The sequence below is a fragment of the Streptomyces sp. TRD_SC_5 genome (assembly GCF_056836825.1).
Genome location: NZ_JBWZZS010000001.1, coordinates 1,238,653 through 1,263,667, shown reverse-complemented (window position 1 = coordinate 1,263,667; position 25,015 = coordinate 1,238,653). Strand labels below are relative to the sequence as shown.

General features: G+C 69.9%; 23 protein-coding genes and 1 pseudogene. 18 read left to right on the top strand and 6 right to left on the bottom strand.

The window, feature by feature from the left end; all coding sequences use genetic code 11:
* Positions 1-305: 305 nt before the first annotated feature.
* The gene (locus AC1P0E_RS05930; protein WP_482741088.1) at positions 306-1,115 is read right to left on the bottom strand and encodes an NAD-dependent epimerase/dehydratase family protein; all 810 of its coding nucleotides are present in this window, start codon (positions 1,113-1,115) and stop codon (positions 306-308) included.
* A 272-nt stretch (positions 1,116-1,387) separates the two neighbouring features.
* On the opposite strand from AC1P0E_RS05930, the gene AC1P0E_RS05925 reads away from it, so the two are divergent.
* The 13 genes from AC1P0E_RS05925 to AC1P0E_RS05865 all read left to right on the top strand — a co-directional run bounded on the left by AC1P0E_RS05925 (position 1,388) and on the right by AC1P0E_RS05865 (position 17,247).
* Positions 1,388-2,044, top strand: a complete 657-nt coding sequence (locus AC1P0E_RS05925; protein WP_482741087.1) for a GntR family transcriptional regulator — start codon at positions 1,388-1,390, stop codon at positions 2,042-2,044.
* A gap of 32 nt (positions 2,045-2,076) precedes the next feature.
* Positions 2,077-2,979: a dihydrodipicolinate synthase family protein gene (locus tag AC1P0E_RS05920; RefSeq protein WP_482745662.1), complete on the top strand. Its 903-nt coding sequence runs from the start codon at positions 2,077-2,079 to the stop codon at positions 2,977-2,979.
* Positions 2,976-4,712, top strand: a complete 1,737-nt coding sequence (gene araD, locus AC1P0E_RS05915) for an L-arabinonate dehydratase (protein ID WP_482741086.1) — start codon at positions 2,976-2,978, stop codon at positions 4,710-4,712. Before AC1P0E_RS05920 ends, araD begins: the two co-directional genes overlap by 4 nt.
* Positions 4,713-4,825: 113 nt before the next feature.
* A complete protein-coding gene (locus tag AC1P0E_RS05910) occupies positions 4,826-5,755 on the top strand; it encodes a carbohydrate ABC transporter permease (RefSeq protein WP_482741085.1) in 930 nt (309 codons plus the stop codon).
* Positions 5,752-6,666 (top strand): carbohydrate ABC transporter permease, encoded by a 915-nt coding sequence (locus AC1P0E_RS05905; protein WP_482741084.1) that lies wholly within the window; start codon positions 5,752-5,754, stop codon positions 6,664-6,666. Before AC1P0E_RS05910 ends, AC1P0E_RS05905 begins: the two co-directional genes overlap by 4 nt.
* Positions 6,666-8,018 carry a pectate lyase family protein gene (locus tag AC1P0E_RS05900; RefSeq protein ID WP_482741083.1) on the top strand — a complete coding sequence of 451 codons (1,353 nt, stop codon included), beginning with the start codon at positions 6,666-6,668 and terminating at the stop codon, positions 8,016-8,018. Before AC1P0E_RS05905 ends, AC1P0E_RS05900 begins: the two co-directional genes overlap by 1 nt.
* Entirely contained in the window at positions 8,015-9,196 is a 1,182-nt protein-coding gene (locus tag AC1P0E_RS05895; RefSeq protein WP_482741082.1) for a Gfo/Idh/MocA family protein, read from the top strand. Before AC1P0E_RS05900 ends, AC1P0E_RS05895 begins: the two co-directional genes overlap by 4 nt.
* A complete protein-coding gene (locus AC1P0E_RS05890) occupies positions 9,193-10,017 on the top strand; it encodes a DUF6807 domain-containing protein (RefSeq protein ID WP_482741081.1) in 825 nt (274 codons plus the stop codon). Before AC1P0E_RS05895 ends, AC1P0E_RS05890 begins: the two co-directional genes overlap by 4 nt.
* Complete coding sequence (locus tag AC1P0E_RS05885) at positions 10,014-11,594, top strand: glycoside hydrolase family 43 protein (protein WP_482741080.1); 1,581 nt, start codon at positions 10,014-10,016, stop codon at positions 11,592-11,594. Before AC1P0E_RS05890 ends, AC1P0E_RS05885 begins: the two co-directional genes overlap by 4 nt.
* A complete protein-coding gene (locus tag AC1P0E_RS05880; RefSeq protein ID WP_482741079.1) occupies positions 11,591-13,609 on the top strand; it encodes a pectinesterase family protein in 2,019 nt (672 codons plus the stop codon). Before AC1P0E_RS05885 ends, AC1P0E_RS05880 begins: the two co-directional genes overlap by 4 nt.
* Positions 13,610-13,661: 52 nt before the next feature.
* Positions 13,662-14,996, top strand: coding sequence for an ABC transporter substrate-binding protein (locus AC1P0E_RS05875; RefSeq protein ID WP_482741078.1), 1,335 nt, complete (start codon positions 13,662-13,664; stop codon positions 14,994-14,996).
* A gap of 43 nt (positions 14,997-15,039) precedes the next feature.
* A complete protein-coding gene (locus tag AC1P0E_RS05870) occupies positions 15,040-15,882 on the top strand; it encodes a rhamnogalacturonan acetylesterase (protein WP_482741077.1) in 843 nt (280 codons plus the stop codon).
* 45 nt (positions 15,883-15,927) lie between these two features.
* Positions 15,928-17,247 (top strand): pectate lyase family protein, encoded by a 1,320-nt coding sequence (locus tag AC1P0E_RS05865; protein WP_482741076.1) that lies wholly within the window; start codon positions 15,928-15,930, stop codon positions 17,245-17,247.
* Between the two features lie 296 nt (positions 17,248-17,543).
* On the opposite strand, the gene AC1P0E_RS05860 is transcribed toward AC1P0E_RS05865, so the two are convergent.
* Entirely contained in the window at positions 17,544-18,209 is a 666-nt protein-coding gene (locus tag AC1P0E_RS05860; protein WP_482741075.1) for a TetR/AcrR family transcriptional regulator, read from the bottom strand.
* A gap of 62 nt (positions 18,210-18,271) precedes the next feature.
* Here AC1P0E_RS05860 and AC1P0E_RS05855 point away from each other — a divergent pair, with 62 nt between their 5' ends.
* From AC1P0E_RS05855 to AC1P0E_RS05845, 3 genes are all read left to right on the top strand, one after another.
* A complete protein-coding gene (locus AC1P0E_RS05855; protein WP_482741074.1) occupies positions 18,272-19,423 on the top strand; it encodes an acyl-CoA dehydrogenase family protein in 1,152 nt (383 codons plus the stop codon).
* An 88-nt stretch (positions 19,424-19,511) separates the two neighbouring features.
* Positions 19,512-19,799: a YiaA/YiaB family inner membrane protein gene (locus AC1P0E_RS05850; RefSeq protein ID WP_028815684.1), complete on the top strand. Its 288-nt coding sequence runs from the start codon at positions 19,512-19,514 to the stop codon at positions 19,797-19,799.
* Positions 19,800-19,876: 77 nt separating this feature from the next.
* Complete coding sequence (locus tag AC1P0E_RS05845; protein ID WP_482741073.1) at positions 19,877-20,512, top strand: TetR/AcrR family transcriptional regulator; 636 nt, start codon at positions 19,877-19,879, stop codon at positions 20,510-20,512.
* A gap of 32 nt (positions 20,513-20,544) precedes the next feature.
* Here the strand turns inward: AC1P0E_RS05845 and AC1P0E_RS05840 are convergent, their stop codons facing one another.
* Complete coding sequence (locus AC1P0E_RS05840) at positions 20,545-21,006, bottom strand: MaoC family dehydratase (RefSeq protein ID WP_482741072.1); 462 nt, start codon at positions 21,004-21,006, stop codon at positions 20,545-20,547.
* 97 nt (positions 21,007-21,103) lie between these two features.
* Between AC1P0E_RS05840 and soxR the strand changes: the two genes are divergently transcribed.
* Positions 21,104-21,595 (top strand): redox-sensitive transcriptional activator SoxR, encoded by a 492-nt coding sequence (gene soxR / locus AC1P0E_RS05835; RefSeq protein ID WP_482741071.1) that lies wholly within the window; start codon positions 21,104-21,106, stop codon positions 21,593-21,595.
* A 1-nt stretch (position 21,596) separates the two neighbouring features.
* On the opposite strand, the gene AC1P0E_RS05830 is transcribed toward soxR, so the two are convergent.
* Together AC1P0E_RS05830 and AC1P0E_RS05825 are read right to left on the bottom strand one after the other, a co-directional pair.
* Positions 21,597-22,316, bottom strand: a complete 720-nt coding sequence (locus AC1P0E_RS05830; protein WP_482741070.1) for a 3-keto-5-aminohexanoate cleavage protein — start codon at positions 22,314-22,316, stop codon at positions 21,597-21,599.
* Between the two features lie 115 nt (positions 22,317-22,431).
* Positions 22,432-23,043: a hypothetical protein gene (locus tag AC1P0E_RS05825; protein ID WP_482741069.1), complete on the bottom strand. Its 612-nt coding sequence runs from the start codon at positions 23,041-23,043 to the stop codon at positions 22,432-22,434.
* A gap of 190 nt (positions 23,044-23,233) precedes the next feature.
* Here AC1P0E_RS05825 and AC1P0E_RS05820 point away from each other — a divergent pair.
* Positions 23,234-23,596 (top strand): annotated as a pseudogene (locus AC1P0E_RS05820) (penicillin acylase family protein); the annotation flags it as partial.
* Between the two features lie 52 nt (positions 23,597-23,648).
* Here AC1P0E_RS05820 and AC1P0E_RS05815 read toward each other — a convergent pair.
* Positions 23,649-24,995, bottom strand: coding sequence for a serine-threonine protein kinase (locus tag AC1P0E_RS05815; protein WP_482741068.1), 1,347 nt, complete (start codon positions 24,993-24,995; stop codon positions 23,649-23,651).
* Positions 24,996-25,015 lie beyond the last annotated feature (20 nt).

Here is a 25,015-nt window from a genome sequence, read left to right as displayed (position 1 = left end):
CCGCCCCTTCCCGCTTACAGCGTCCTCGCGGAGTACGCCGGCTTCGCACACGATGAGTTGAGACCCCAGGAGGTGCCAGGCGCGCTCGAGGCGTTCGGTGTGGCGATCTCGGCCCACGCGGACGATGTCGACGATCTGGAGCAGAGCTACTCGGGCATCCTGAAAGAGGCCGCGGCACTCACCGACGGCGCGGTCACCATCACCGACGTCCGGCTGCGTGAGGACGAGGAGTGCGGCGAGGTCCGAACAGGCGACGGTGCTGGAGAAGGAGCTCGGCCTGGAACTGCGCTGAGCCGAGGGGCCGGTCAGTGCGGCCAGACCGGCGGGTCGGTGACGAACTGGCCGCCGATGTGGGCGTGGTCCGGGTTGCGGGGGTCCAGCTCACCCTGGGCGGCGACGAGCTGGTGCGCGTACCGCTCAGAGTCGTCCTTGGGGTCGTAACCCAGTGATCGGGCCGTCGTCAGGTCCCACCACAGGCGGGTGTTGTCGGAGGAGCCGTAGACCACGGTGTGCCGCACGTCCTCGGCGGTGAGTGCCGCGTGGAAGAGCCGGGCGCCGTCGGCCGGGCTCATCCAGACCGACAGCATCCTTACCGACGTCGGCGCCGCGAAGCAGGAGCCGATGCGCACGGAGACGGTCTCCACGCCGTGCTTGTTCCAGTAGAGCTGGGCCAGGTCCTCGCCGAAGGACTTGGAGAGACCGTAGAAGGTGTCGGGGCGGCGCGGCGTGTCGATGGGGATCAGCGGGTCGCCGGGGAGCGGGCGCGGAGTGTGGCCGATGGTGTGGTTGGAAGAGGCGAACACGACGCGCCGTACGCCCTCCTCGCGCGCGGCCTCGTAGAGGTTGTACGTGCCCTCGATGTTCGCGCGCAGGATCTTGTCGAACGAGGCTTCCAGCGAGATTCCCGCGAGATGGATGATCGCGTCGACGCCCCGCACGGCCTCGCGCAGCGCCTCCCTGTCGCCGAGATCGGCGGTGATCGCGTCCGGTTCGCCCTCGATCGGGGCGACGTCGAAAAGGCGCAACTCGTAACCGTACGCGGGCAACAGCCCCCGCATCAGGGTGCCGAGGCCGCCGGCGGCGCCAGTGAGCAGGATGGTGCACGGACGGGGCACGGCGGGGATCTCCTCGGTGCGGGAGCCAGGGCGCGACGTACAGGCCTGTGGACGGCGTTTATGTACGTGGGCAAGCTATGAAGGTGCGGCCGATCGCGTCAAGTGCCGTGCGTAGTGGGTGATTCGACTACGTCCATCTTCCGAACTTCTTTTGTCAGAAGCGTTGACTAAACATTCCGGACCGCTCTAGCTTCATCGCGTCGTACTTCATACGTCATATATGAGATGCCATACTCCATGCGCCGTACGCGAGATGCGAGAGTCCTTCACCCATGACCTTTGCTCCCACCCAGATTCCGTCCCGCACCCAGTACGTGCTCGAGGCGATCAAGCACGCGATCCTCACAGCGCAGCTGCGACCAGGGCAGGCGCTCGTCGAGACCGAACTCGCCGCGCAGTTCGGGGTGTCGAAGACCCCGGTGCGTGAGGCGCTCAAGACGCTCGCCGGTACCGGACTCGTCGTCATGAGCCAGTACAAAGGGGCCACCGTACGGCTCGTCGACACCACGATGGCGCGAGAGGTGTACGACGTACGTCTGCTCCTGGAGCCTGAGGCACTGCGGCGCTCCATCAGCCGCAAAGCCTCGCTCGACGCGGCCCAGGAAGCCCTGGAACGGGCCGACTCGGCGCTGGACAAGGCGGACAGGTCGCTGGCCAACCGGGACTTCCACCGGGCGCTGTATCTGCCCTGTGGCAATCCCCTGCTCTCGCGGATGCTCGACGAGATCCGTGACCAGGCCGCGCTCGTGTCGACCGTGGCCTGGGCGGCCGTCCCGTCCTGGGAGCGGGAGGCGGCCGAGCACCGGGAGATCCTGCGGCTCGCGCTCGCCGGTGACGCGGCGTCCGCCACGCAGGCCCTGCACGACCACATCGCTTCGTTCGTGCGCCGCGCGTTCCCCCAGGAGGCAGACGGGGGTGACGTGGCGTGAACCGCCCGCACACCGACGAAAGGCCGGTCCGCATGGACCTCTCCCCGCTGAAGGCGGCCCTCGCAGACGTCGTCGCGATCCCGGTGACCCCGTTCGCCGCGGACGGAGGCATCGACACGGCGGCGCACCGCGCCCTGCTGCGACGGCTGCTCGACGGCGGCGTCCGCGTTCTCACCCCGAACGGCAACACCGGTGAGTTCTATGCGCTCACGCCCGAGGAACGGCGCACCGTGACCGAGCTGACCATCGACGAGGCGGGCGGCCGCGCCACGATCCTGGTGGGCGTCGGCCACGACGTTCCGACCGCCGTGGCCGCCGCCGAGCACGCCAGGGACGCCGGAGCCGCGATGGTGATGGTGCACCAGCCCGTTCACCCGTACGTCTCCGAGGACGGCTGGATCGACTACCACCGCGCCATCGCCGAGGCCGTTCCCGGGCTCGGTGTCGTGCCGTACATCCGCAATCCGCTGCTCGGCGGCGACCGCCTGGCCGCCCTCGCCGACAGCTGCCCCAATGTCATCGGCGTGAAGTACGCCGTCCCGGACGCCGCCCGTTTCGGCGCCTTCGCCAGGGACGCAGGCCTGGAACGGTTTGTCTGGATCGCCGGACTCGCCGAGCTCTACGCCCCGTCGTACTTCGCCACCGGCGCCACCGGCTTCACCTCCGGCCTCGTCAACGTCGCCCCCGGCGTCTCGCTGGCCATGCTGGAGGCGCTGCGAGCCGGTGACTACACCGCCGCGATGAAGGTGTGGGAGCAGATCCGCCGCTTCGAGGAACTGCGCGGCGACCGGCAGTCCGCCGACAATGTGACGGTCGTCAAGGAAGCCCTGGCCTCCCTCGGACTCTGCCGCCGCGACGTCCGCGCGCCCAGCCGCGTCCTGTCCGGGGCGCGGCGCGCCGAGGTCGTCGACCAGGTCGCCGGGTGGTCCATATGAGCAGCGAGGACGGCCGCATCGCCCCCGAAGAACTGCGCAGCCACCAGTGGTACGGCACCGAAGGCCTCCGGTCGTTCAGTCACCGTGCCCGCACCCGCCAGCTCGGCTACCTCCCCGAGGAGCACCTGGGCAAGCCGGTGATCGCGGTCCTCAACACCTGGTCCGACATCAACCCCTGCCACGTCCATCTGCGCGACCGCGCCCAGGCGGTCAAGCGGGGAGTCTGGCAAGCCGGCGGCTTCCCCCTCGAATTTCCGGTCTCCACGCTGTCGGAGACCTTCCAGAAGCCCACCCCGATGCTCTACCGCAACATGCTGGCGATGGAGACGGAGGAGCTGCTGCGCTCCTATCCCGTCGACGGCGCCGTGTTGATGGGCGGCTGCGACAAGTCGACGCCCGCGCTGCTGATGGGCGCCGCCTCCGTCGACCTGCCGACGGTTTTCGTGCCGGCCGGGCCGATGCTTCCGGGGCACTGGCGCGGCCAAGTCCTCGGCTCCGGCACGGACATGTGGAAGTACTGGGACGACAAGCGGGCCGGGCTCATCGGCGACTGCGACCTGGCCGAGCTGGAGAACGGGCTCGCCCGGTCGCCCGGCCACTGCATGACCATGGGCACCGCGTCGACCCTGACGGCCGCCGCCGAGGCACTGGGCGTCACGGTGCCGGGGGCCTCGTCCATCCCGGCAGTCGACTCCGGGCACGAGCGGATGGCCGCCGACTCCGGGCGCCGGGTCGTCGACCTGGTGTGGCGGCAGCTGACGCTGTCGAAGATCCTCACCGCCGACGCGTACGACGACGCGGTCGCCACCGTCCTCGCACTCGGCGGCTCCACCAACGCCGTCATCCACCTGATCGCGATGGCCGGCCGCTCCGGGGTGAAGCTCACCCTCGACGACTTCGACCGCATCGCCCGTACCGTCCCGGTCCTCGCCAACCTCCGACCCGGCGGAAAGTACCTCATGGAGGACTTCCACTTCGCCGGCGGGCTGCCCGCGTTCCTGGCCGGGCTCACCGACGTACTGAATCTGGACCGCCCCACCGTCGCGCACGCCACGCTGCGTGAACAGCTCGACGGAGCGCTCGTGCACAACACCGACGTCATCCGCGACCGGTCCAACGCGCTGGCGCCCGAAGGCGGTGTGGCGGTGCTGCGCGGCAACCTCTGCCCGGACGGCGCGGTCATCAAGCACATCGCCGCCGAACCGGGTCTCCTGCGCCACACCGGCCCCGCGGCCGTCTTCGACGACTACCGCGAGATGCAGCGCACCATCAACGACCCGGCCCTGGCGCTGACCCCGGACCACGTGCTGGTGCTCCGCAACGCCGGACCCAAGGGCGGCCCCGGCATGCCCGAGTACGGCATGCTGCCGATCCCCGACTACCTGCTGAAGCAGGGTGTACGGGACATGGTGCGGATCTCCGACGCCCGGATGAGCGGCACCAGTTACGGGGCATGCGTGCTGCACATCGCCCCCGAGTCGTACGTCGGAGGTCCGCTGGCCCTGGTCCGCACCGGCGACCCGATCACCCTGGACGTCGAGGCGCGCAGCCTTCATCTCCACGTCACAGACGAGGAGTTGGAGAAGCGCAGAGCGGTTTGGGCGCCGCCGCCCATGCGTTACGGGCGCGGCTACGGGGCGCTCTACCAGGACCAGATCACCCAGGCCGACACCGGATGCGACTTCGCGTTCCTGGCCCGGCAGGGAGAAGTGCCCGACCCCTACGCGGGCTGAAACGGCCGGAAGAAACTTCCGCACCGCCATGTTCGGCATACCGAACATCGTGCGGCAAGCGCTTGCTCACGACACGCGCCACACCCAGCACTTCACGAGAACGGAGACGTGTCATGGCCCAAGCCGCAGCCGTGGCCAAACCCCCCAAGGTGCCCCGGCACCGCTCGGCGAGCCCGCGCCGACTGCCGTACCTGCTGATCGCGCCCGCGGGGCTGCTGATGCTGGGCTTCATTGCCTATCCGGTGATCAGCGTCTTCTACTACAGCCTGCAGAACTACAACGTCACCAAGCCGTGGCGGAACGGCTTCGCCGGGTTCGACAACTTCACCCGGATCTTCACCGAGGACGAGCAGTTCTGGACGACGCTCGGCTTCAGTGCCCAGTGGGTCGTCACGCAGGTCGCGCTTCAGCTGGCGCTCGGCCTGGCGCTCGCCCTGATCGTCAACCAGAGCTTCATCGGCCGCGGTATCTCCCGCGCCATGGTCTTCTCGCCGTGGGCCGTCTCCGGCGTGCTCACCAGCACCATCTGGATCCTGCTCTACAACTCCTCGACCGGCTTCAGCCGCTACCTCGCGGACGCCGGAATCGGCTCGTACGGCACCTCGGTGCTCTCCGACACCGGGACCGTCTTCTGGGCCGCGACCGTCGCCGAACTCTGGCGCGGGGTGCCCTTCTTCGCCATCCTCATCCTCGCCGACCTGCAGTCCGTGTCGAAGGAGCTGTACGAGGCGGCCTCGGTCGACGGCGCCGGGCGGCTGCGCCAGTTCTTCCACATCACGCTGCCCCACCTCAGGGACGCCATCGTGCTGGCCACCCTGCTGCGCGGCGTATGGGAGTTCAACAACGTCGACCTGCTCTACACCCTCACCGGCGGTGGACCGGCCGGCGTCACCACCACACTCCCGCTCTACGTCGCCAACACCGGTATCGAGGGCCACGACTTCGGCTACGCATCCGCGCTCACCACCGTCGCCTTCGTGATCCTCCTCTTCTGCTCGATCCTCTATCTGCGCCTGAGCAAGTTCGGAGGCGACCACAAGTGACCGCAGCACTTGCCGAGAAGAACCGCACCCCCTCCTCGGCTCTGCCCCCGCACGACGCCCCGCCGCCCGCCAAGCACAGCCGCGGCAAGCGCGAGCGTGCCTTCGACGACGTCCCGCGCCGGCAGATCTATCTGCCCCTGGGCATCTACCTGCTCTTCACGCTCGTCCCGTTCTACTGGATGTTCCTGTTCTCCGTACGGCCCGCGGGCTCCACCTCGCTCGTGCCCTGGCCCATGACCGGCGAGCACTTCTCCAAGGTCTGGAACGAACGCAGCTTCGCGCTCTTCTTCCAGAACAGCATGATCGTCGGCGTCTGCACCCTGATCACCACGACCCTGATCGCCCTGGCCGGCGGCTATGCCCTGGCCCGCTTCAACTTCAAGATCAAGAACGCCTTCATGCTGGCGCTGCTGTGCTCCCAGTTCATCCCGGGCGCACTCATGCTCGTACCGCTCTTCGAGATCTTCAAAAACCTCCAGATGATCAACTCCCTGGGGAGCGTCATCATCGCGGAGACCGTCTTCCAACTGCCCCTGTCCATCATCCTCATCAGCGGCTTCATCAAGAACGTGCCGGTCTCCCTGGAAGAGGCCGCCTGGGTGGACGGCTGCTCACGCTTCGCCGCCTTCCGCGCGGTCGTACTGCCCCTGCTGCGCCCCGGACTGATCGCCGTCGGCTCCTTCGCCTTCGTGCACAGCTGGAACCACTTCCTCTTCGCCCTGATGTTCCTCAGCGAACAGGACAAGCAGACGATCCCGGTCGGCCTCAACACCCTCATCGGCGCCGACAGCGTCGACCTGGGCGCGCTGGCCGCGGGCGGCGTCATCGCCGCCGTACCCGTGGTGATCGTCTTTGCCTTCATCCAGAAGTGGCTGATCACCGGCTTCAGCGCCGGCGCTGTGAAGGGCTGATGAACATGTACGTATCCCGCCTGCGACCCGCGCGTCGCACCGCTGCCGCTCTCGCCCTGCTGCTCGGCAGCCCGGCCCTCCAGCCGGGTGCCGAGGCCGCTGCCGCACCTCAAGCCCCTGCGCCCGGTTCCGGCCGGGACCTCGGCCGGGAGGTCCTCGCCGCCGACGACGGCTGGGCCGCCGAAGGCGCGGGCACCACCGGTGGCTCCACCGCCGACGCGGCCCACGTCTTCACCGTACGCAGCCGTGCCCAGCTCGTCGCCGCGCTGGACGGCGGCAGCTCCGTACCGAAAATCATCCACGTCGAGGGGACCATCGACGCCAACACCGACGACCGGGGCGGCCGCCTGGACTGCGCCGACTACGCCACGGACGGCTACGACCTCGACGCGTACCTCGCCGCCTACGACCCCCGCACCTGGGGCGGCGCCAAGCCCGCCGGGCCGCAGGAGGACGCACGCAAGGCCTCCGCCGCCCGCCAGGCCGAACGCGTCGAAATGCGCGTGGGATCGAACACCACGATCGTCGGTGCCGGCCGCGGCGCCGTGCTCAAGGGCGCGAGCCTCCAGGTCAAGGACGCCGAGAACGTCATCGTCCGCAATCTCGAACTCCGCGACGCCTACGACTGCTTCCCGGCCTGGCAGCCCAACACGGGCGGGCTCGGCGACTGGAAGACCGCGTACGACACCCTGTGGCTGCGCGGCGCCACCCACGTCTGGGTCGACCACGTCACCGCGAGCGACAAGGGGCATCCGGACGACCGGGAGCCGACCCACTTCGGACGCAACTACCTGCGCCACGACGGGCTGCTCGACATCACCAACGGCTCCGATCTCGTCACCGTCTCCTGGAGCCGCTTCACCGACCACGACAAGGCCATGCTGATCGGCAACGGCGATACGGTCACCACCGACCGCGGCAAGCTCCGCGTCACCCTGCACCACAACGAGTTCAACTCCGTCGTGCAGCGCGCACCCCGCGTCCGCTTCGGGCAGGTGCACCTCTACAACAACCGGTACGTGGTTCCCGAGGGCAGCGACCACCGCTACTCCATCGGCGTCTCCACCGAGTCCCGGATCGTCGCCGAGAACAACTCCTTCACCACGCCCGGCCACGTCGAAGCCGCTGACCTGCTGAAGAGCTGGAACGGCAGCGCCCTGAGCCAGCGGGGCACGGACTTCAACGGCTTCCCCGTCGACCTGGTTTCCCTCAACAACGCGTACAACTCCGGCAGCGAGAGGGATCTCACCACCGACGTCGGCTGGACGCCCGCCCTGCACGGCCGGATCGACAGCGCCGAGCGCGCCGCCGCCGACGTCGCACGGGGCGCGGGAGCGGGGAGGGCCGGATGAGTACGAGCGCTGCTTCCGTCCCCGTCCCCGTCGTCCTGGCCGGTGCCCGTGGCCACGGCCGCTGGCACCTCGCCAACATCCGCCGCCTCCAGAACGAGGGCCTCGTCCGGCTCGTCGGGATCTGCGAACCGAACCCGCTGACCGACAACGAACTCGAAGCCTTCGCCGGTGAACTCCCGCCACAGTCGTCAGATTTCGGCGCTCTTCTCCATTCCACCGGGGCCCGCGCCGCCGTCATCTGCACCCCGATCCAGACCCACACCGAACTGGCCCTGACCGCAGCGGCCCGCGGCGTCCACCTCCTCCTGGAGAAGCCGCCCGCCGCGACCTTCGCCGACTACACACGCATGACCGACGGCGTACGGGCGGCCGGTGTCGCCTGCCAGATCGGCTTCCAGTCCTTCGGTTCGCACGCCGTGCCCGCCGTCCGGGAGCTCATACGTACGGGAGCCGTCGGAACCGTACGGGGTATCGGCGCCGCAGGCGCCTGGGTCCGCGACGACGCCTACTACCGACGGGCTCCCTGGGCCGGACGCCGCAGGCTCGCCGCCGTCGACGTCGTCGACGGCGTCCTCACCAACCCACTCGCGCACGCCGTCGCCACCGCCCTCGCAATCGCCGGCCGGGGCGCGGCCGAGGACGTGGCGACGATCGAGACCGAGCTGTTCCGCGCCCACGACATCGAGGCCGACGACACCAGTTGCGTCCGCGTCACCACCGCGGACGGGCTGCCGGTCACCGTCGCCGTGACCCTCTGCGCCGAGCGGGCCGGTGAGCCGTACGTCATCGTCCACGGCTCCCGCGGCCGCATCACCTTCTGGTACAAGCAGGACCGGCTCCTGGTCCAGCGCGCCGGACGCGGTCCCGAAGAGTTCGTGTACGGGCGGACCGACCTGCTGGAGAACCTCGTCGACCACCTGGTACGCGGCACCGGACTTCTCGCACCGCCGCACCGCACCGGCGCCTTCATGCGCGTCGTCGAGGCAGTACGGAGCGCCCCCGAGCCCACCGCACTGCCCCCGGACGCCTGGCACACCGAGGCGGCGGGCACCGGTACCGGCACGCGGCGCGTCGTAGGCGGCATAGACGCGCTGGTCGCCGCGGGCGCCGACACTCTCAGGCTCTTCTCCGAACTCGGCGTCCCCTGGGCGCTTCCCAGCGAGGTGAACGCACCGTGACCACCACAGTTCTCACCTGCGCCGGTCGCCCCGTCGGCCGCTACGGCTACCGGTCCGAAACGGACGGCCGCCCCCGCCTCCATCCCGTCACCACCCTCGCGGGCATCCCCGTCACCGAGGAACGCCCCGCCGACCACGTCCACCACCTGGGCGCCTCCGTCGCCGTCCCCGATGTGGCCGGACACAACTTCTGGGGCGGGCGCACCTTCGTACGCGGCAAGGGCCCCACCGAGCTCGACAACCACGGCGTGCAGCGCCACCTCGGCTGGAAGCTCCGCGATCCGGACGGCTTCGTCCAGGAGCTCAGCTGGGAGGCCGACGGCACCGAGCTGCTGCACGAACACCGCACCGTCGCCGTCGTTCACCTCGGCGACACCGCCTGGGCGCTCGACTTCTCCTTCTCGCTCACCAACCGGGGCACCACCGACCTCTCCATCGGCAGCCCCGCCAGCAACGGCCGGCCCGGCGCGGGATACGGCGGCTTCTTCTGGCGCGCCCCCAAGGAGCCCACCGCACCCGCCGTGTTCAGCGAGAACCGCGACGGAGAGGCGGCGGTACACGGCAGCCCGGCCGAGTGGGTGGCCCTCGCCGGTGACGGCTGGACCCTCGTCTTCGCCGGGGTGACCGACGAGACCCGGGCCGACCCGTGGTTCGTACGGAGCACCGAGTACCCGGGCGTCGGCTCCTCCCTCGCCGCGGACCGGCGGCTGCCCGTCGCCGCGGGCGCCACCGTCGTACGCCGCGTCGTCACCGTCGTGGCCGACGGCCGGCTCGACCGGGACACGGCCGCCGCTCATGTCCGCAAGGTGGTGACGGCATGAGCAGGCCCTGGACCGCCGACCTCGGCGACGGCACGTACCGCAACCCGGTCCTCAACGCCGACTGGTCCGACCCGGACGTCGTACGGGTCGGCGACGACTACTACCTCACCGCGTCCAGCTTCGGCCGCGTCCCCGGACTGCCGCTGCTGCACTCCCGCGACCTGGTCAACTGGACGCTCGTCGGCCATGCCCTGGACCGCCTCGAACCGGCCGCCGACTTCGCCGTGCCGCGCCACGACTGTGGGGTGTGGGCACCCTCCCTGCGTCACCACGACGGACGGTTCTGGATCTTCTGGGGCGACCCCGACCACGGCATCCAGCAGGTCAACGCCGAGGACATCCGGGGGCCGTGGACCGCCCCGCATCTCGTCAAGGCGGGAAAGGGGCTGATCGACGCCTGCCCGTTGTGGGACGAGGAGACCGGCGAGGCGTATCTCGTGCACGCCTGGGCCAAGTCCCGTTCAGGGGTGAAGAACCGGCTCACCGGCCACCGGATGAGCCCCGACGGACGCGAACTCCTCGACGGCGGCAAGACTCTCGTCGACGCCGACCGGATCCCAGGCTGGTTCACCCTCGAAGGCCCCAAGCTCTACCGGCACGAAGGACACTTCTGGATCTTCGCCCCGGCCGGGGGAGTGGAGACCGGCTGGCAGGGCGCCTTCCGGTCGCGGGAGTTCTTCGGCCCGTACGAAGAGAACATCGTTCTCGCGCAGGGCAGCACCGAGGTCAACGGGCCGCACCAGGGCGGCTGGGTCAGGACCACGGCCGGCGAGGACTGGTTCCTGCACTTCCAGGCGCGTGGAGCGTACGGGCGGGTGGTGCACCTCCAGCCGATGCGCTGGGGGGCGGACGGCTGGCCCGTCATCGGCGACGACGGCGAACCCGTCTCCGTACATCTCAAGCCCGCCGCGCCACGGCAGCCCGTCGGGGCCCCGGCCTCCAACGACCACTTCCCCGGCGGGCGGTACGGCAGGCAGTGGCAGTGGACCGCCAACCCCCGGCCCGGCTGGACGGTCGAGCACGCGGGCGACGGGCTGCGCCTCAGCTGCGTACGGACCGCGTACGCACACGATCTGCGGGCCCTGCCCAACGTCCTGGTGCAGCGATTGCCCGCCGAGGAGTTCACCGTCGAGGTCGATGTCGCCCTGAACAGCGACGAACCGGGGGCCAAGACAGGGCTCGCGGTGCTCGGCGACGCCTTCAGCTGGATCGGTCTGGAGGCCGGCGCGGACGGAACGGTGCAGCTCGTGCACCGGTACGCCGAGACCGTCGCCGAGCACGAACGGGACGCCGCGCACCCCCGCCCGGCACCCGGCGCCCGGGCCCGGCTCCGCATCGAGGTCACCCGCGGTGCCCGCTGCCGCTTCTTCGCCGACACCGGCGACGGCACCGGCTTCCGCTCCTCGGGCCAGGTCTTCGCCGCCACGCCCTGGCGCTGGGTCGGTGCTCTCCTCGGACTCTTCGCCACCGCACCGACCGGAACGGGACCCTCCGGAACAGCCGGCTTCACCGACTTCCGCACCAGCGACCGACCGCCACCGAGATTTCCCCAACCGCCTGTATGGGAGCCGCAATGACGCACCTCCGTACCAAGCGCACCAGAGCGAGAACCCTGGTCACGGCCTTCGCCCTTGCCGCAGCGTTCCTTGTACCCTCCGCCCCCGGGACCGCGTCGGCCGCGACTGCTGACCGGTCCTCCGCGCCCGACCGGTCCTCCGCGCACCGCACCTGGTCCGACACACCGCACGGGTTCGCCTCGCTGGCCGGCGGCACCACCGGGGGCCGCGGCGGCAAGGTCGTCACCGTCTCCACCCAGGCCGACCTGGTGAAGTACGCCGGTGCCGATGAGCCGTACATCATCCGGGTGGCGGGCTCCATCGCCGTCGAACCGTTCGGCCACGACATCGACGTGGCGTCGGACAAGACCATCGTCGGCGTCGGCGACACGGGCGAGATCGTCCACGGCGAACTGCATCTGAACCCCGGCACCAGCAACGTCATCATCCGTAACCTCACCATCCGCGACTCGTACGTCGAGGGCGACTGGGACGGCAAGACCAACGACTTCGACGCCATTCAGATGGACTCGGCCGACCACGTCTGGATCGACCACAACCGGCTGACGCACATGGGCGACGGGCTGCTCGACATCCGCAAGGACAGCCAGTACATCACCGTGTCGTACAACCACTTCGACAACCACAACAAGGCACTCGGCATCGGCTGGACCGAGAACGTCAAGACGCAGATCACCATCGACCACAACTGGTTCAGCGGCACCAAGCAGCGCAACCCGTCGGCCGACAACTGCGCCTACGCCCACCTCTACAACAACTACCTCTCGTCTCAGCTCGCGGACGGCGACCCGCTGTGGACGTACGGCAACTGGGCGCGCGGACGCACCAGCATGGTCATCGAGAACAGTTACTACGAGGACGTCCAGCACCCCTACCAGGCCGACGCCTCCGCCCAACTGGTTCAGCGCGGCTCCATCCTGGAGAACACCACGGGGCGCACCGACACCCGGGGCACCGCGTTCGATCCGCGTGACTTCTACCCGTACACCCTGGACCGGGCGGCCGACGTACCGAAGCTGGTGACCCGCCACTCCGGCCCGCAGAAGAAGATCGGCACCGACACCGTCCTGCGCGTCCCGGCCGACTACGCGACCGTGCAGTCGGCGGTCGACGCCGTGCCCGCCGGCAACGACGGCCGGATCACGGTGAAGCTGGCCCCCGGTACGTACCGCGAGCACGTCCGGATCGGGAAGAACCAGCCGTACGTCTCCCTCATCGGCACCGGCAAGCGCCGCGCCGACACGCTCATCGTCTTCAACACCCCGTCGGGCGAGCGGAAGCCGGACGGCACCACCCAGGGCTCCTGGGGCAGCGCGACCGTAGTCGTCGAGGGGCATGACTTCACGGCCCGCAATCTGACCTTCTCCAACGACTTCGACGAGGCCGCCGTCGAGATCAACGGCGAACAGGCCCTCGCGGTGAAGACCACCGGCGACCGGCTGACGTTCGAGAACACCGGGTTCCTCGGCAACCAGGACACCCTGATGACGGACACCCCGGTCCTCACCCAGAAGGCCCGCGTCTACATCAGGGACTCCTACATCGAGGGCGATGTCGACTTCATCTACGGCCGCGCCACCACCGTCGTCGAGCGCTCCGTGATCAAGGCGCTCAGCCGTGGATCACAGACCAACAACGGCTACATCACCGCCGCCTCGACGTGGAAGGACAACCCGTACGGCTTCCTGATCACCCGCAGCCGGATCATCAGCGACGCCCCCGCCAACTCCTACCACCTCGGCCGCCCTTGGCACCCCAGCGGCAACCCGGACGCGATCGGCCAGGTGCTGATCCGGGAGACCGAGCTGCCCGCCGCGGTCAAGGACACGCCGTGGACCGACATGGGCGGCTTCCCCTGGCAGGAGGCGCGGTTCAGCGAATACCGGACGTACGGGCCCGGCGCCGGCGTCACCGCCGACCGGCCGCAGATGTCCGCGTCGGACGCCGCCGACCACCGGGTGTCCGACTACCTCGCGGGCGAGGACGGCTGGGCGCCGTACCGCGCACGCCACTGACCCCCCACGTACGCGTAACAGGACCGAGAGAACCGAGAGAGAAGAGCCGACCATGAACATCTCGAAGACGCGCCGGGGGCGTGCCGCGGCAGCGGTGTCCCTCACGGCGGTGCTCGCCCTGACGGCCACGGCCTGCGGCGACGACGGGACCAGCTCGGGCAACGAGGGCAGCGGCAAGGGCGAGATCACCTTCTGGGACAACAACGGAGGTCCGCGCACCGCCGTCTGGACCGAAATCATCAAGGATTTCGAGAAGCAGAACCCGGAGATCAAGGTCAAGTACGTCCCCATCCCGATCGCCGACGTCCAGTCCAAGTACGACACGGCGATAGCGGGCGGCGGCCTGCCCGACGTCGGCGGCGTCGGCACCGCGTACCTCGCCAACATCGTCTCGCAGGAAGCGCTGGAACCGGTCACCGACCGGATCAAGGATTCGTCGCTGAACGGCAAGCTCGTCGAGACCATGGTCGACAGCGTCAAGGACGCGGGCGGCCGGGGCGAGGACATGTACACCGTGCCGACCTCCGCGAACAACGGTGCGCTCTGGTATCGCACCGACCTGTTCAAGGCCGCGAACCTGGGCGCGCCCACCACCTGGGCGAAGTTCTACGAGGCCGCCGAGAAGCTCACCGACGCGAAGAACAACAAGTTCGGCTACACCATCCGCGGCGGTGCCGGCTCCATCGCGCAGGCCATTGACGCGTCGTACGGCCAGTCCGGCATCACGGAGTTCTGGGACGGCGACCGGACGACGCTAAACGACCCCAAGAACGTCGCCGCGCTGGAGAAGTACGCCGGTCTCTTCAAGAGGACGACGCCGGCAGCCGACGTCAACAACGACTTCACCAAGATGGTCGCGCAGTGGGACACCGGCACCATCGGCATGCTCAGCCACAACCTCGGCTCCTACCAGGACCACCTGAAGGCGCTGGGCAAGGACAAGTTCGCCGGTATCCCCAACCCGATCGGGGACGGTGGCACACGCGTCCAGGTCTCCAACCCGGTCGACGGTCTGGGCTTGTTCAAGTCGAGCAAGAACAAGGCGGCGGCCTGGAAGTTCATCGAGTTCGCCGCCTCCCACGCGTCCAACAGCAAGTGGAACGAGTCGGCAGGTGCCATCCCCGCCAACACCGAGGCTGCCAAGGACCCCTGGATCACCGAGTCCGAGCCGACCGCGCTCGGCGCGAAGGCCCTCACCGACGGCTCCACCGAGATCGTGCAGCTGCCGTACTACCTGCCTGACTGGAACAACATCAGCAAGGCCGACAACGAGCCGGAGTTCCAGAAGCTGCTGCTCGGCAAGGTCACGGCCAAGGCATTCCTGGACAAGATCGCCGACGAGCTGAACGCGGCTCAGAAGGAGTGGAAGGAACGGGACAACAGCTGATCCGGCCCAGACCGTTCCCGTTCGTACGAGAGAGGCAATCCCCGTGTCCCTCACCCGCAGACAGACGGCGGCCGCGCTCGTCGCGCTGCCCCTTGCCCTCAGCGCCGCCCCCGCCCCCGCCGCCGCGCACAGCGGCGGGGGCGGGAGCGGTGGCCGGCCCCGCACGCGGACCCTCCACATCGCGGGCGACTCGACGGCCGCCCAGAAATACACCGACGCCGCGCCCGAGACCGGCTGGGGCATGGCCCTGCCGTTCTTCCTCGGCGGAAGCCTCGATGTCGCCAACCATGCGGTGAACGGCCGCAGTTCGAAGAGTTTCATCGACGAGGGCCGCCTTACCGCGCTCCTGGAGGGCGTCCGCCCGGACGACCTCGTACTCGTCCAGTTCGGGCACAACGACGAGAAGACCGAGGACCCGGCACGCGGCACCGACCCGTACACCACGTACCAGGAGTACCTGCGGCAGTACGTGAAGGGCGCCCGTGCTCGCCGGGGGCGGCCCGTACTGATCACTTCGGTGGAGCGGCGCCGGTTCGCCGCCGACGGCACCGCGAAGCCCACCCACGGGGAGTACCCCGCCGCCATGCGCGCCCTTGCCGCCGAGGAGGGCGTACCGCTGCTCGACGTTCAGGCACTCTCCCTCGCCCGTTGGCAGGAGCTCGGCCCGGACGGGACCGAGGCGTACTTCAACCTGCTGGAGCCGGGGGAGTCCCCGAACTACCCGGACGGCAAGCAGGACAACACTCATTTCCGGCCGCCCGGTGCCATCGAGGTGGCCCGGATGACCGCCCGGGCGCTGCGCGACGGGCAGGTCGTCGCCCCGCGCGAGGTCCGCCGCCTGGACACGCCGGTGCCCGTCGACTGGATTACCTGGCCGCAGGCCTGAGGCAGCGTCCGGACTTCCCCGCCGTACGACAGACAAGGATCACCCATGCCGACACACGCATGTCATGTGCGCGCCATCGCCGTGGTGATGGGCTGCGTCTCACTGGCCCTCACCCCGGCCCTCCCGGCCCAGGCGGCGCCCCGGCCGCCGATCGAGCGCGCCGTACTCCCCGCCGGCGACGGCTGGGCCGCCGCCGGCGGCTCCACCACCGGCGGGTCGACGGCCACCCCCGACCACGTCTACACCGTCACCGACCGCGCCGAACTCGTCGCCGCCTTCGAGGACGCGGGCGACGCGCCGAAGATCGTCAGGATCGCCGGGACCATTCACGGCAACGCGGACGCCGACGGCACCCCGGTCGACTGCGAGGACTACGAGAGCGACGGCTACACCCTGGAGAAGTACCTCGCCGCGTACGACCCGGCCACCTGGGGCAAGGAGCCGCCGGCCGGCCCGCTGGAGGACGCCCGCGCCGCTTCCGCCGCCCGGCAGAGGGCCGCCGTCACGGTCGAGGTCCCCTCCAACACCACCCTGATCGGCGTCGGCAAGGACGCCACCGTCATCGGCGTGAGCCTCCAGGTGAAGAACGTCTCCAACGTCATCGTCCGCAACATCGCCTTCGAGGACACCTACGACTGCTTCCCGCAGTGGGATCCCACCGACGGCGCGAGCGGCGCCTGGAACTCCGAGTACGACAACCTCGTCGTCAGCGGCTCCAGCCACGTCTGGGTCGACCACAACACCTTCAGCGACGGCGACCGGCCCGACGCCGACCAGCCGCGCTACTACGGCGAGTTGTTCCAGCAGCACGACGGCCTCTTCGACATCGTGCGCGGCGCCGATCTGATCACCGTCTCCTGGAACGTCCTCAAGAACCACGACAAGACCATGCTCATCGGCAACAGCGACAGTGCCGGCTCGACCGACCGCGGCAAGCTCCGCGTCACCCTGCACCACAACGTCTTCCAGGACGTGAAGGAGCGCGCGCCCCGAGTGCGTTTCGGAAAGGTCGACTCGTACAACAACCACTTCGTGGCGACCGAGGGCAGCGCGTACGGGTACACGTACGGCATCGGTGCCGAGTCCCAGCTGGTCGCCGAGCACAACGCCTTCTCGGTCGGCCCGGGGTTCAACCCGGCGGCGATCCTGAAGAAGTGGAAGGAAGCCCCGGTCACCGCCGAGAACAACTACGTCAACGGCCGCAGGACCGACCTGATCGCCGTCCACAACGCGGGTGTGCCCGAGGAGCAGCTCACCGAGGGCGCCGGCTGGACCCCGGCCCTGCGCGCGAATATCGACCACCCGCTCGCGGTCCCCGCCCTCGTGGACCGCCGGGCGGGCGCGGGCAGGGTGCCCGGCTGCTGAAGGCACGCTGAAGACACGTGCCCTCCGTCGGACCGGTCCGACGGAGGGCACACATCCATCCCCGGCGCGCCGGCTCGGCGCGCGGCAATGGCGGCCCGCGAGCCGGCCTCGGTGAGCGCGGCGGCGGAGGCGTGGTCCCAGGCGTTGGGGAGGACGAGCGGGGTGCCGGGGCGGTGATGCAGGGCGCGGAACGCGTCGTAACGGTTCATGAGGTCGTCTCTTCCAGGGGTACGTCCAGTTTCAGCGCGCTGCCGGTCCACCGGGGAGCCGTCACGCGCCATGGTGCCCAGGGTGCGTCAGTGATCCTTCGGCGACCGCCGGACCGTACCCAACTGCTCGTACTGCAGCGCCAAGCCCTCGATCAGCGCCCGCAGCCCCGTCTCGAAGGCGCCCTCGTCGACCTGCTGCCGCCGCTGGGCGAGCAGGTGCGCCTGGCCGAGGTGCGGGTAGTCCGCCGGGTCGTACGCCGTCTCGTCGTCCACGAAGCCGCTCGCGAACGAACCGAGCGCCGAACCGGTGATGAAGTACCGCATCAGCGCACCGATGTACGTCGCCTGCGCGGGCGGCCACCCCGCCCTCACCATCGCTCCGAACACGGCGTCGGCGACCCGCAGGCCGGCCGGCCGCCGCCCCGGCCCCCGGGCCAGTACCGGAACGATGTTGGGGTGCTCGGTGAGCGCCGCGCGGTAGGAGACCGCGTAGTCGTGCAGCGCCGTCCGCCAGTCGCGGCCGTCCGCCGGGTCGAACATCGACAGGTCGACCTTGGCGCTCACCCCGTCGGCGACCGCGTCGAGGATCTCGTCCTTGTTGTGGAAGTGGTTGTAGAGGGACGGCCCGCTGACCCCGAGCTCGGCCGCGAGCCGGCGCGTGGAGACCGCGTCGAGACCGTCCGCGTCCACGAGCGCACCCGCCGCGCCCACGATGCGGTCACGGCTGAGGAGGGGCTTGCGCGGTCGGGCCATGCGGCACATAGTAGGCCGTGCAACAGGAAACTAGCAGTGCTAATTAAAAGTGGGGTGCCGGGATGAATCTGGAGCTCAGCGAAGAGCAGAACGCCGTGCGGCAGCTCGCCAAGGACTTCACCGACCGCGAGATCACTCCGCACGTCGTCGAGTGGGACCGCGCCGAGAGCGTCGACCGCGCCATCGTGAAGAAGCTCGGCGCTCTCGGGTTCCTCGGTCTGACCATCCCCGAGGAGTACGGGGGCTCCGGCGGCGACCACCTCGCGTACTGCCTCGTCACCGAGGAACTCGGCCGCGGCGACTCCTCGGTGCGCGGCATCGTGTCCGTATCGCTCGGCCTGGTCGCCAAGACCATCGCGCACTGGGGCACCGAGGAGCAGAAGCGGCAGTGGCTGCCCGGCCTCACCTCGGGCGAGCTGGTCGGCTGCTTCGGGCTCACCGAGCCCGGCACCGGCTCCGACGCGGGCAACCTCACCACCCGCGCCGTGCGCGACGGCGACGATTACGTCATCAACGGCTCCAAGATGTTCATCACCAACGGCACCTGGGCCGACGTCGTGCTGCTCTTCGCCCGCTCCACCGACGCCCCCGGCCACAAGGGCGTCTCCGCTTTCCTGGTGCCCACCGACACGCCCGGCCTCACCCGCCGCGAGATCCACGGCAAGCTCGGCCTGCGAGGCCAGGCCACCGCCGAGCTGTTCCTGGAGGACGTACGGGTCCCCGCCTCCGCCATGACGGGAAGCGAGGGCAAGGGCTTCTCGGTCGCCATGTCGGCTCTGGCCAAGGGGCGCATGTCGGTCGCGGCCGGATGCGTGGGCATCGCCCAGGCGGCGCTGGACTCGGCCGTGAAGTACGCGACCGAGCGCGAGCAGTTCGGCAAGACGATCGCGCACCACCAGCTCGTACAGGAACTGATCACCGACATCGCGGTGGACGTGGACGCCGCCCGCCTGCTGACCTGGCGCGTCGCCGATCTGATCGACCGCGGTCAGCCGTTCGTCACTGCGGCCTCCAAGGCGAAGCTCTTCGCTTCCGAAGCCGCTGTACGCGCCGCGAACAACGCCCTCCAGGTCTTCGGCGGCTACGGCTACATCGACGAATACCCGGCCGGCAAGCTGCTGCGCGATGCCCGCGTGATGACGCTGTACGAAGGCACCAGTCAGATCCAGAAGCTCGTCATAGGCCGAGCACTGACAGGCGTTTCCGCTTTCTGACGGCCGGACCGGCGCCTGAGTACCCCATGACTGATGTGAGTAGGTGAGCGGATGTGACCCTGTGCCGGGCCCGCGCATGCTGTCGGTCATGAGCGACACACCCGTAAAGCAGCAGAACACGACGGCGTACTACGGACAGGCGGTGGCCGCCTTCGTGGTGGCCCTGGGAGCGGTGACTCTCGGCATCCTCTACATGGACGCCGACGCCTGGGTGCGCGCCTTCCTCGGCATCGGCGTCCTGTACCTGGTGACCTCCGCCTTCACCCTCGCGAAGGTGATCAGGGACCGGCAGGAGGCGGGGCAGATCGTGAGCCGCGTCGATCAGGCCCGGCTGGAGAAGCTCCTCGCCGAACACGACCCCTTCCAGAAGCTCTGAGCGAGGTGAGCAAGCTCTAAGCGCTTGCTCACCTTCGGGGTATGGTGTTCGTTCCTGTCGGACGGAAGGGGCGAGCCATGAGTACGGCGGACGAGATGGCCGAGCCACGCGACAACACGGACAAGCCATGGGGCGAGGTCAGCCCCGAGGCGGCCAGGAAGCTGCTGGTCGCCGCCGTCGAGGCGTTCGCCGAGCGCGGCTACCACGCGACCACTACCCGCGACATCGCGGGCCGCGCGGGGATGAGCCCCGCGGCGCTGTACATCCACTACAAGACGAAGGAAGAGCTGCTCCACCGGATCAGCCGCATCGGGCACGACAAGGCCCTGGAGATTCTCCGGGCCTCGGCCGAGGCCCCGGGCACGGCAGCCGAGCGGCTCGACGGCGCCGTACGCTCCTTCGTCCGCTGGCACGCGGAACGGCACACCACCGCGCGCGTCGTCCAGTACGAACTCGACGCGCTGAGCGACGAGCACCGCACCGAGATCGTCGAGCTGCGCCGGCTCAGTGACGCGGCTGTACGCCGCATCCTGAACGACGGTGTGAAGGCGGGGGAGTTCGACGTCCCGGACGTCCCCGGCACCACGCTCGCCGTGCTGTCGCTGTGCATCGACGTGGCGCGCTGGTTCAACGCGCAGGGACGCAGGACGCCCGACGAGGTCGGCGAGCTGTACGCCGACCTCGTCCTGCGGATGGTCGCCGCCAAGAAGTAGCGGCTCGGAAGCCGCCGCTCGGAAGCGGCGGCTCAGAAGTAGTAGCGGGACACCGACTCCGCCACGCACGCCGGCTTGTCGCCGCCCTCGCGCTCCACCGTGACGACGGCCGTCACCTGTACGCCGCCGCCCGCCTCCGTGACCTCCTTGAGCACCGCCGTCGCCCGCACCCGCGAGCCCACCGGCACGGTGGAGGGGAAGCGCACCTTGTTGCTGCCGTAGTTGATGCCCATCTTCATGCCCTCGACCCGCATGATCTGCGGGACGAGCGCCGGCAGCAGCGACAGCGTCAGATAGCCGTGCGCGATCGTCGTCTTGAAGGGGCCCGCCGCCGCCTTCTCCGGGTCCACATGGATCCACTGGTGATCGCCGGTCGCTTCGGCGAACAGGTCGATCCGCTTCTGGTCGACCTCAAGCCACTCGCTGTGCCCCAACTGCTCGCCGACCCCGGCGCGCAGCTCCTCGGGGGAAGTGAAGATCCTCGGCTCTGCCATGTCCCGGCCCCTGCCTCTCATCCAGCTTGTCTAAGCGCTTGCTCAGCATGGTTCGGCTCTTGTGTTCTGTCAACGACGGGCAAGTAGGGTTCGAGGAGTGCCGCAGATACCAGAGAAGATCCACGAGCTCACGGTCGGCCAGCTGTCCGCGCGCAGCGGCGCCGCCGTGTCCGCCCTTCACTTCTACGAGTCCAAGGGCCTGATCAGCAGCCGCAGGACCGCGGGCAACCAGCGACGCTACGGCCGTGACGCGCTGCGCCGCGTCGCCTTCGTGCGCGCGGCCCAACGCGTCGGCATCCCGCTCGCGACGATCAGGAACGCCCTGGCCGAACTTCCCGAGGAGCGCACGCCCAACCGCGAGGACTGGGCCCGGCTTTCCGAGGCGTGGCGTTCCGAACTGGACGAGCGCATCACCCAGCTCGGCCGGCTCCGCGACCACCTCACCGACTGCATCGGCTGCGGCTGCCTGTCACTGGAGACGTGCGTACTGTCCAACCCGGAAGACGCCTTCGGCGAGCGCATGGCAGGCTCCCGGCTGCTCCCGGAACGCCGGGGCGCGCGGGAAGGCAAGCAGAAGCGGAGCGTCTGAGCTACCGCAGGGCCGCGCGCACCAGCTCGGCGTTCGAGGCCGCAGGCCGGCCGTCCGGAAGCAGCAGGGTGTCCTCCAGGCCCGCCCTGGTCGCCAGGCCGAGCGCGCCGGCCAGCCGCAGGACCGGCCAGGCGCCGCCCTCCTCGCCGTGCAGGAGTACGGGCCTGCCGTGCGCGTCGCCCAGCTCGGCCAGGAGTATGCGCGCCGACCCCTCCGCCGTGGCGGGGTCGATGTCCGTCACCTCGGCGAGCACGCGCAGCACGCGGGGCGCGAGCGGCGAGCCGAGGAAGCGGCGTATGCCGTCGGTGCCCGACCAGAGGCCCGCCTCCACGCCGACGCCCCGCTCCATGAGGGCGGCCGCGACCTCCTCGGCGCCCGGCTCGTGCCAGTTCACGGACGCGTGATCCGGCAGCACGGTCCAGGAGCGCACGTACTCCACCCGCCGCCGGGGGTCGGGCTCCGCCCAGGCGCCCGTGGTCACTCCGACCGGGACCGACGCGGGGAGCGCGGCCCGTATCGCCGTGAGCGTCGCCGCCACCGCGCGCGGCGACAACGTGTCCTCACCGCAAGGGGACTTGGGGTGCACATGCACGTCACAGGCCCCGGCCGCGACAGCGGCGGCAGCGGCCTCGGCTATCGCGTCCGGCGACACCGGCACGGCCGCACCGTCACCCGCACCGCGCGTGCCGTTCAGACAGACCTGAACCCGAAACCGACTCATGCGGTCCATGGTGACAGCCACCACTGACAACGCGGCCGCCGACGAGTTGGACAGCGACAGCGGTACCGGCCACGCGGAGGCACGGCGGCCAAAGGAGCGCCGCGCCCCCGCGCGCTCACGCCACCGACGCCAGTTCCCTGCGCCGTACCCTCTTGGACTCCGCCAGCGCCTCGGCCGTCAGAACCGGCTGCGGCACCAGAATGCCGCAGCCCGTACAGACCGGCCCGAACCACGGATCATGCGCCAGTCCCAGCTTCCACACGATCCCGCGCCCCGCGCACACCGGGCAGTTCGCACCGGGTTGCGACTCCAGGGCGGAGATCAGACGGCGCAGTACGTCGCCGAGCGGCGCCACCGGATGGACCGAGGGATCGTCGCACCAGGCCACTCCGCACCCGCCCCAGGTGCGGCGGTGCCAGTCGTCGAAGGAACCGGGCCGCCGCAGCCCGTCGTGCTTCTCGCGCTTGCGGCGGTGGGCGAACTCCACTTCGTACGCGAGCCAGACGGCCCGCGCTTCTTCCAACTCGTCGAGCGCGGCCACCAGCCGCGCCGGATCGGGCGCCCTGTCCTCCGGTTCGATCATGTGCCTCGAACACAGATGGTGCCAGGTCGCCCGGTGCCCATAAGGGGCAAATCGTTCCAGGCATTTGCGCAGCGAATACCGCCGCAGCGCCAGGTCGCACCGCGGGTCGCGCACCTGTCTCGCAAGACTCCGGAAACCGGCCATTGCACTTGCCACCTCCGTCGCTGGTACTTCGGCGTCACAGAGTGGACGTACGGGTGCCCCATTCGGCTCCATCGAAAATCGAATGGACGTCATCAGTGGCGATTTCGAAAAGGTGACGCATGCTCACTTTCCGGCGGGCGCGTACCGCCAGTAACGTCCGTCGCACCGGCCTCCCCTCCAAGAAGCACGCATGCGACGACGACGACGTACCGGTCCCGCACGGCACAGAACAGCCCTGGCAGCGGCGGTGATCGCACTCGCCGCAGGCCTGCTGTCCCCCCTGCCGCACGCCACGGCCGACACCGCCCAAGGCCCCGCCCCGGGCCCCGCCCCGGCCACCGATCACTGCCAGAGCCAGTGCGACGACATCCTGCCGCCCGGTCAGAACGGCAACGCAACTCTGGCCGAGATTCTCGCCCACCGCGTCCTCGGCACCCGCCCCGCGCACAGCTCCGAACAGACAGCGAAGTACGACGCCCTGGTCGCGGGCCACCAAGGCCTCACCGACGACAAACTGACCGATTTCTTCAACGACGCCTCGTTCGGCGTCCCCGAGGGCCCCAGCAGGGGCGGGTGGGAATGGACTCCCGCCGCAGGCGTCCGCCCTAGCCCTTGATCCGGCCCGCGGCCACCACCACCCCCGCCAGCTCCGCGTGCAGGATGTCGCTGTGCGCCCCCGAAGGCACACCCCCGCGCCGCACAACCGCCGCCGCGTCGATGTTCACGCACCCCGACGCGGGGACGCCGTCGCGCAGTGCCTGCGCCAGTGTCAGCACCGGCGTGCCCCGTACCGCCTGAATCCCGTCGAAGCCGACCGCGCCCCACCGACTGCCCAGCCCCGCCAGCCCGGACGAGTCCCCGGCCAGCCGCGACGCCAGCGGGTAGATCACACCGAGCGCCGTGTCGTGACGCGAGTAACACGCCACCACGGGCCCGTCCACCCGCCGCTCCATCTCCCGCAGCGCGCCGCTGTCGCGCACCGCGTGCGGCAGGCGCGTCGCGAACGCGTAGTGCGAGAAGGCACCTTGGAGCAGGGTCACCGACTTCACGTTCCGTACGCCGTCGGGCAGCCCCCGCAGCGCGAAAGCGACCAGCCGCGCCCCCTGGCTGTGCCCGACCAGATGCACCCGCATCGACGGTGACGACCGGGCGAGCTGCCCGAGCAGCGGCCCGAGCCCCTGCCGGCCGACCGTCCCGGCCCGGCGCTTCATCTCGTAGTACGTCGCCTGGCGGAGCAACTCCTTCGCGCCCTGCCACGCCCTCTTCAGACCACCGCCGAGCGCCAGGCTCTGCGCAGCCGGCTCCGCGCCGGTCTCCGTCAGCGCCGCCGTGAAGGCCCGGCACACGGTGAGCGTGTCCTCGTGCAGCATCATCGGTTCGCCCAGCCGCTCGCCCTGCCGCAGCCCCTCCTCCTCTTCCGGTTCCAAGTCCACCGCGTGCGTCGACGCGATCCCGCCCGGTTCCGCGACGGTCAGCTGCCGTACCAGCCGGCCGAATTCATCGAACGCCGCCCGCTCCTCGGGCCGCTCCTCGAGCAGCTCTGCCAGCCGCTCCACGAGCTGCTCGCGGCCGGGGAAGGCCTCGGCCAGCGCCCGCCGGGTGCCCTGGTCGAGGCCGGCGCCGCCCGGACAGCCGCTCCCGGCCGGGACGCCGGCGGCGACGGCACTCGGCCCGAAGTCCGGGATCGGCTCGTCCGCGAACCGCATCGACGGCCACACGATGCCCGCATAGCCGAGCCGTACCCCCGGGGAGCCGGCGAGCAGGCCGGGGAAGGGGGCGTAGAAACGGTCGTACATCCGGGTCGCGACCGAGCGGTCGCTGTTCCAGCCGTGCGCGAACATCACCAGGTCGGTGACATCGAGATCCGCCAGCCGCTCGCGCCGGCGCGCGTCCACATCACCGTCCGCGTCGAAGGTGATCTCCCGGTACGGTTCCACGCCCACATCCACCATGGCGCACCCCTTGGGTCCGT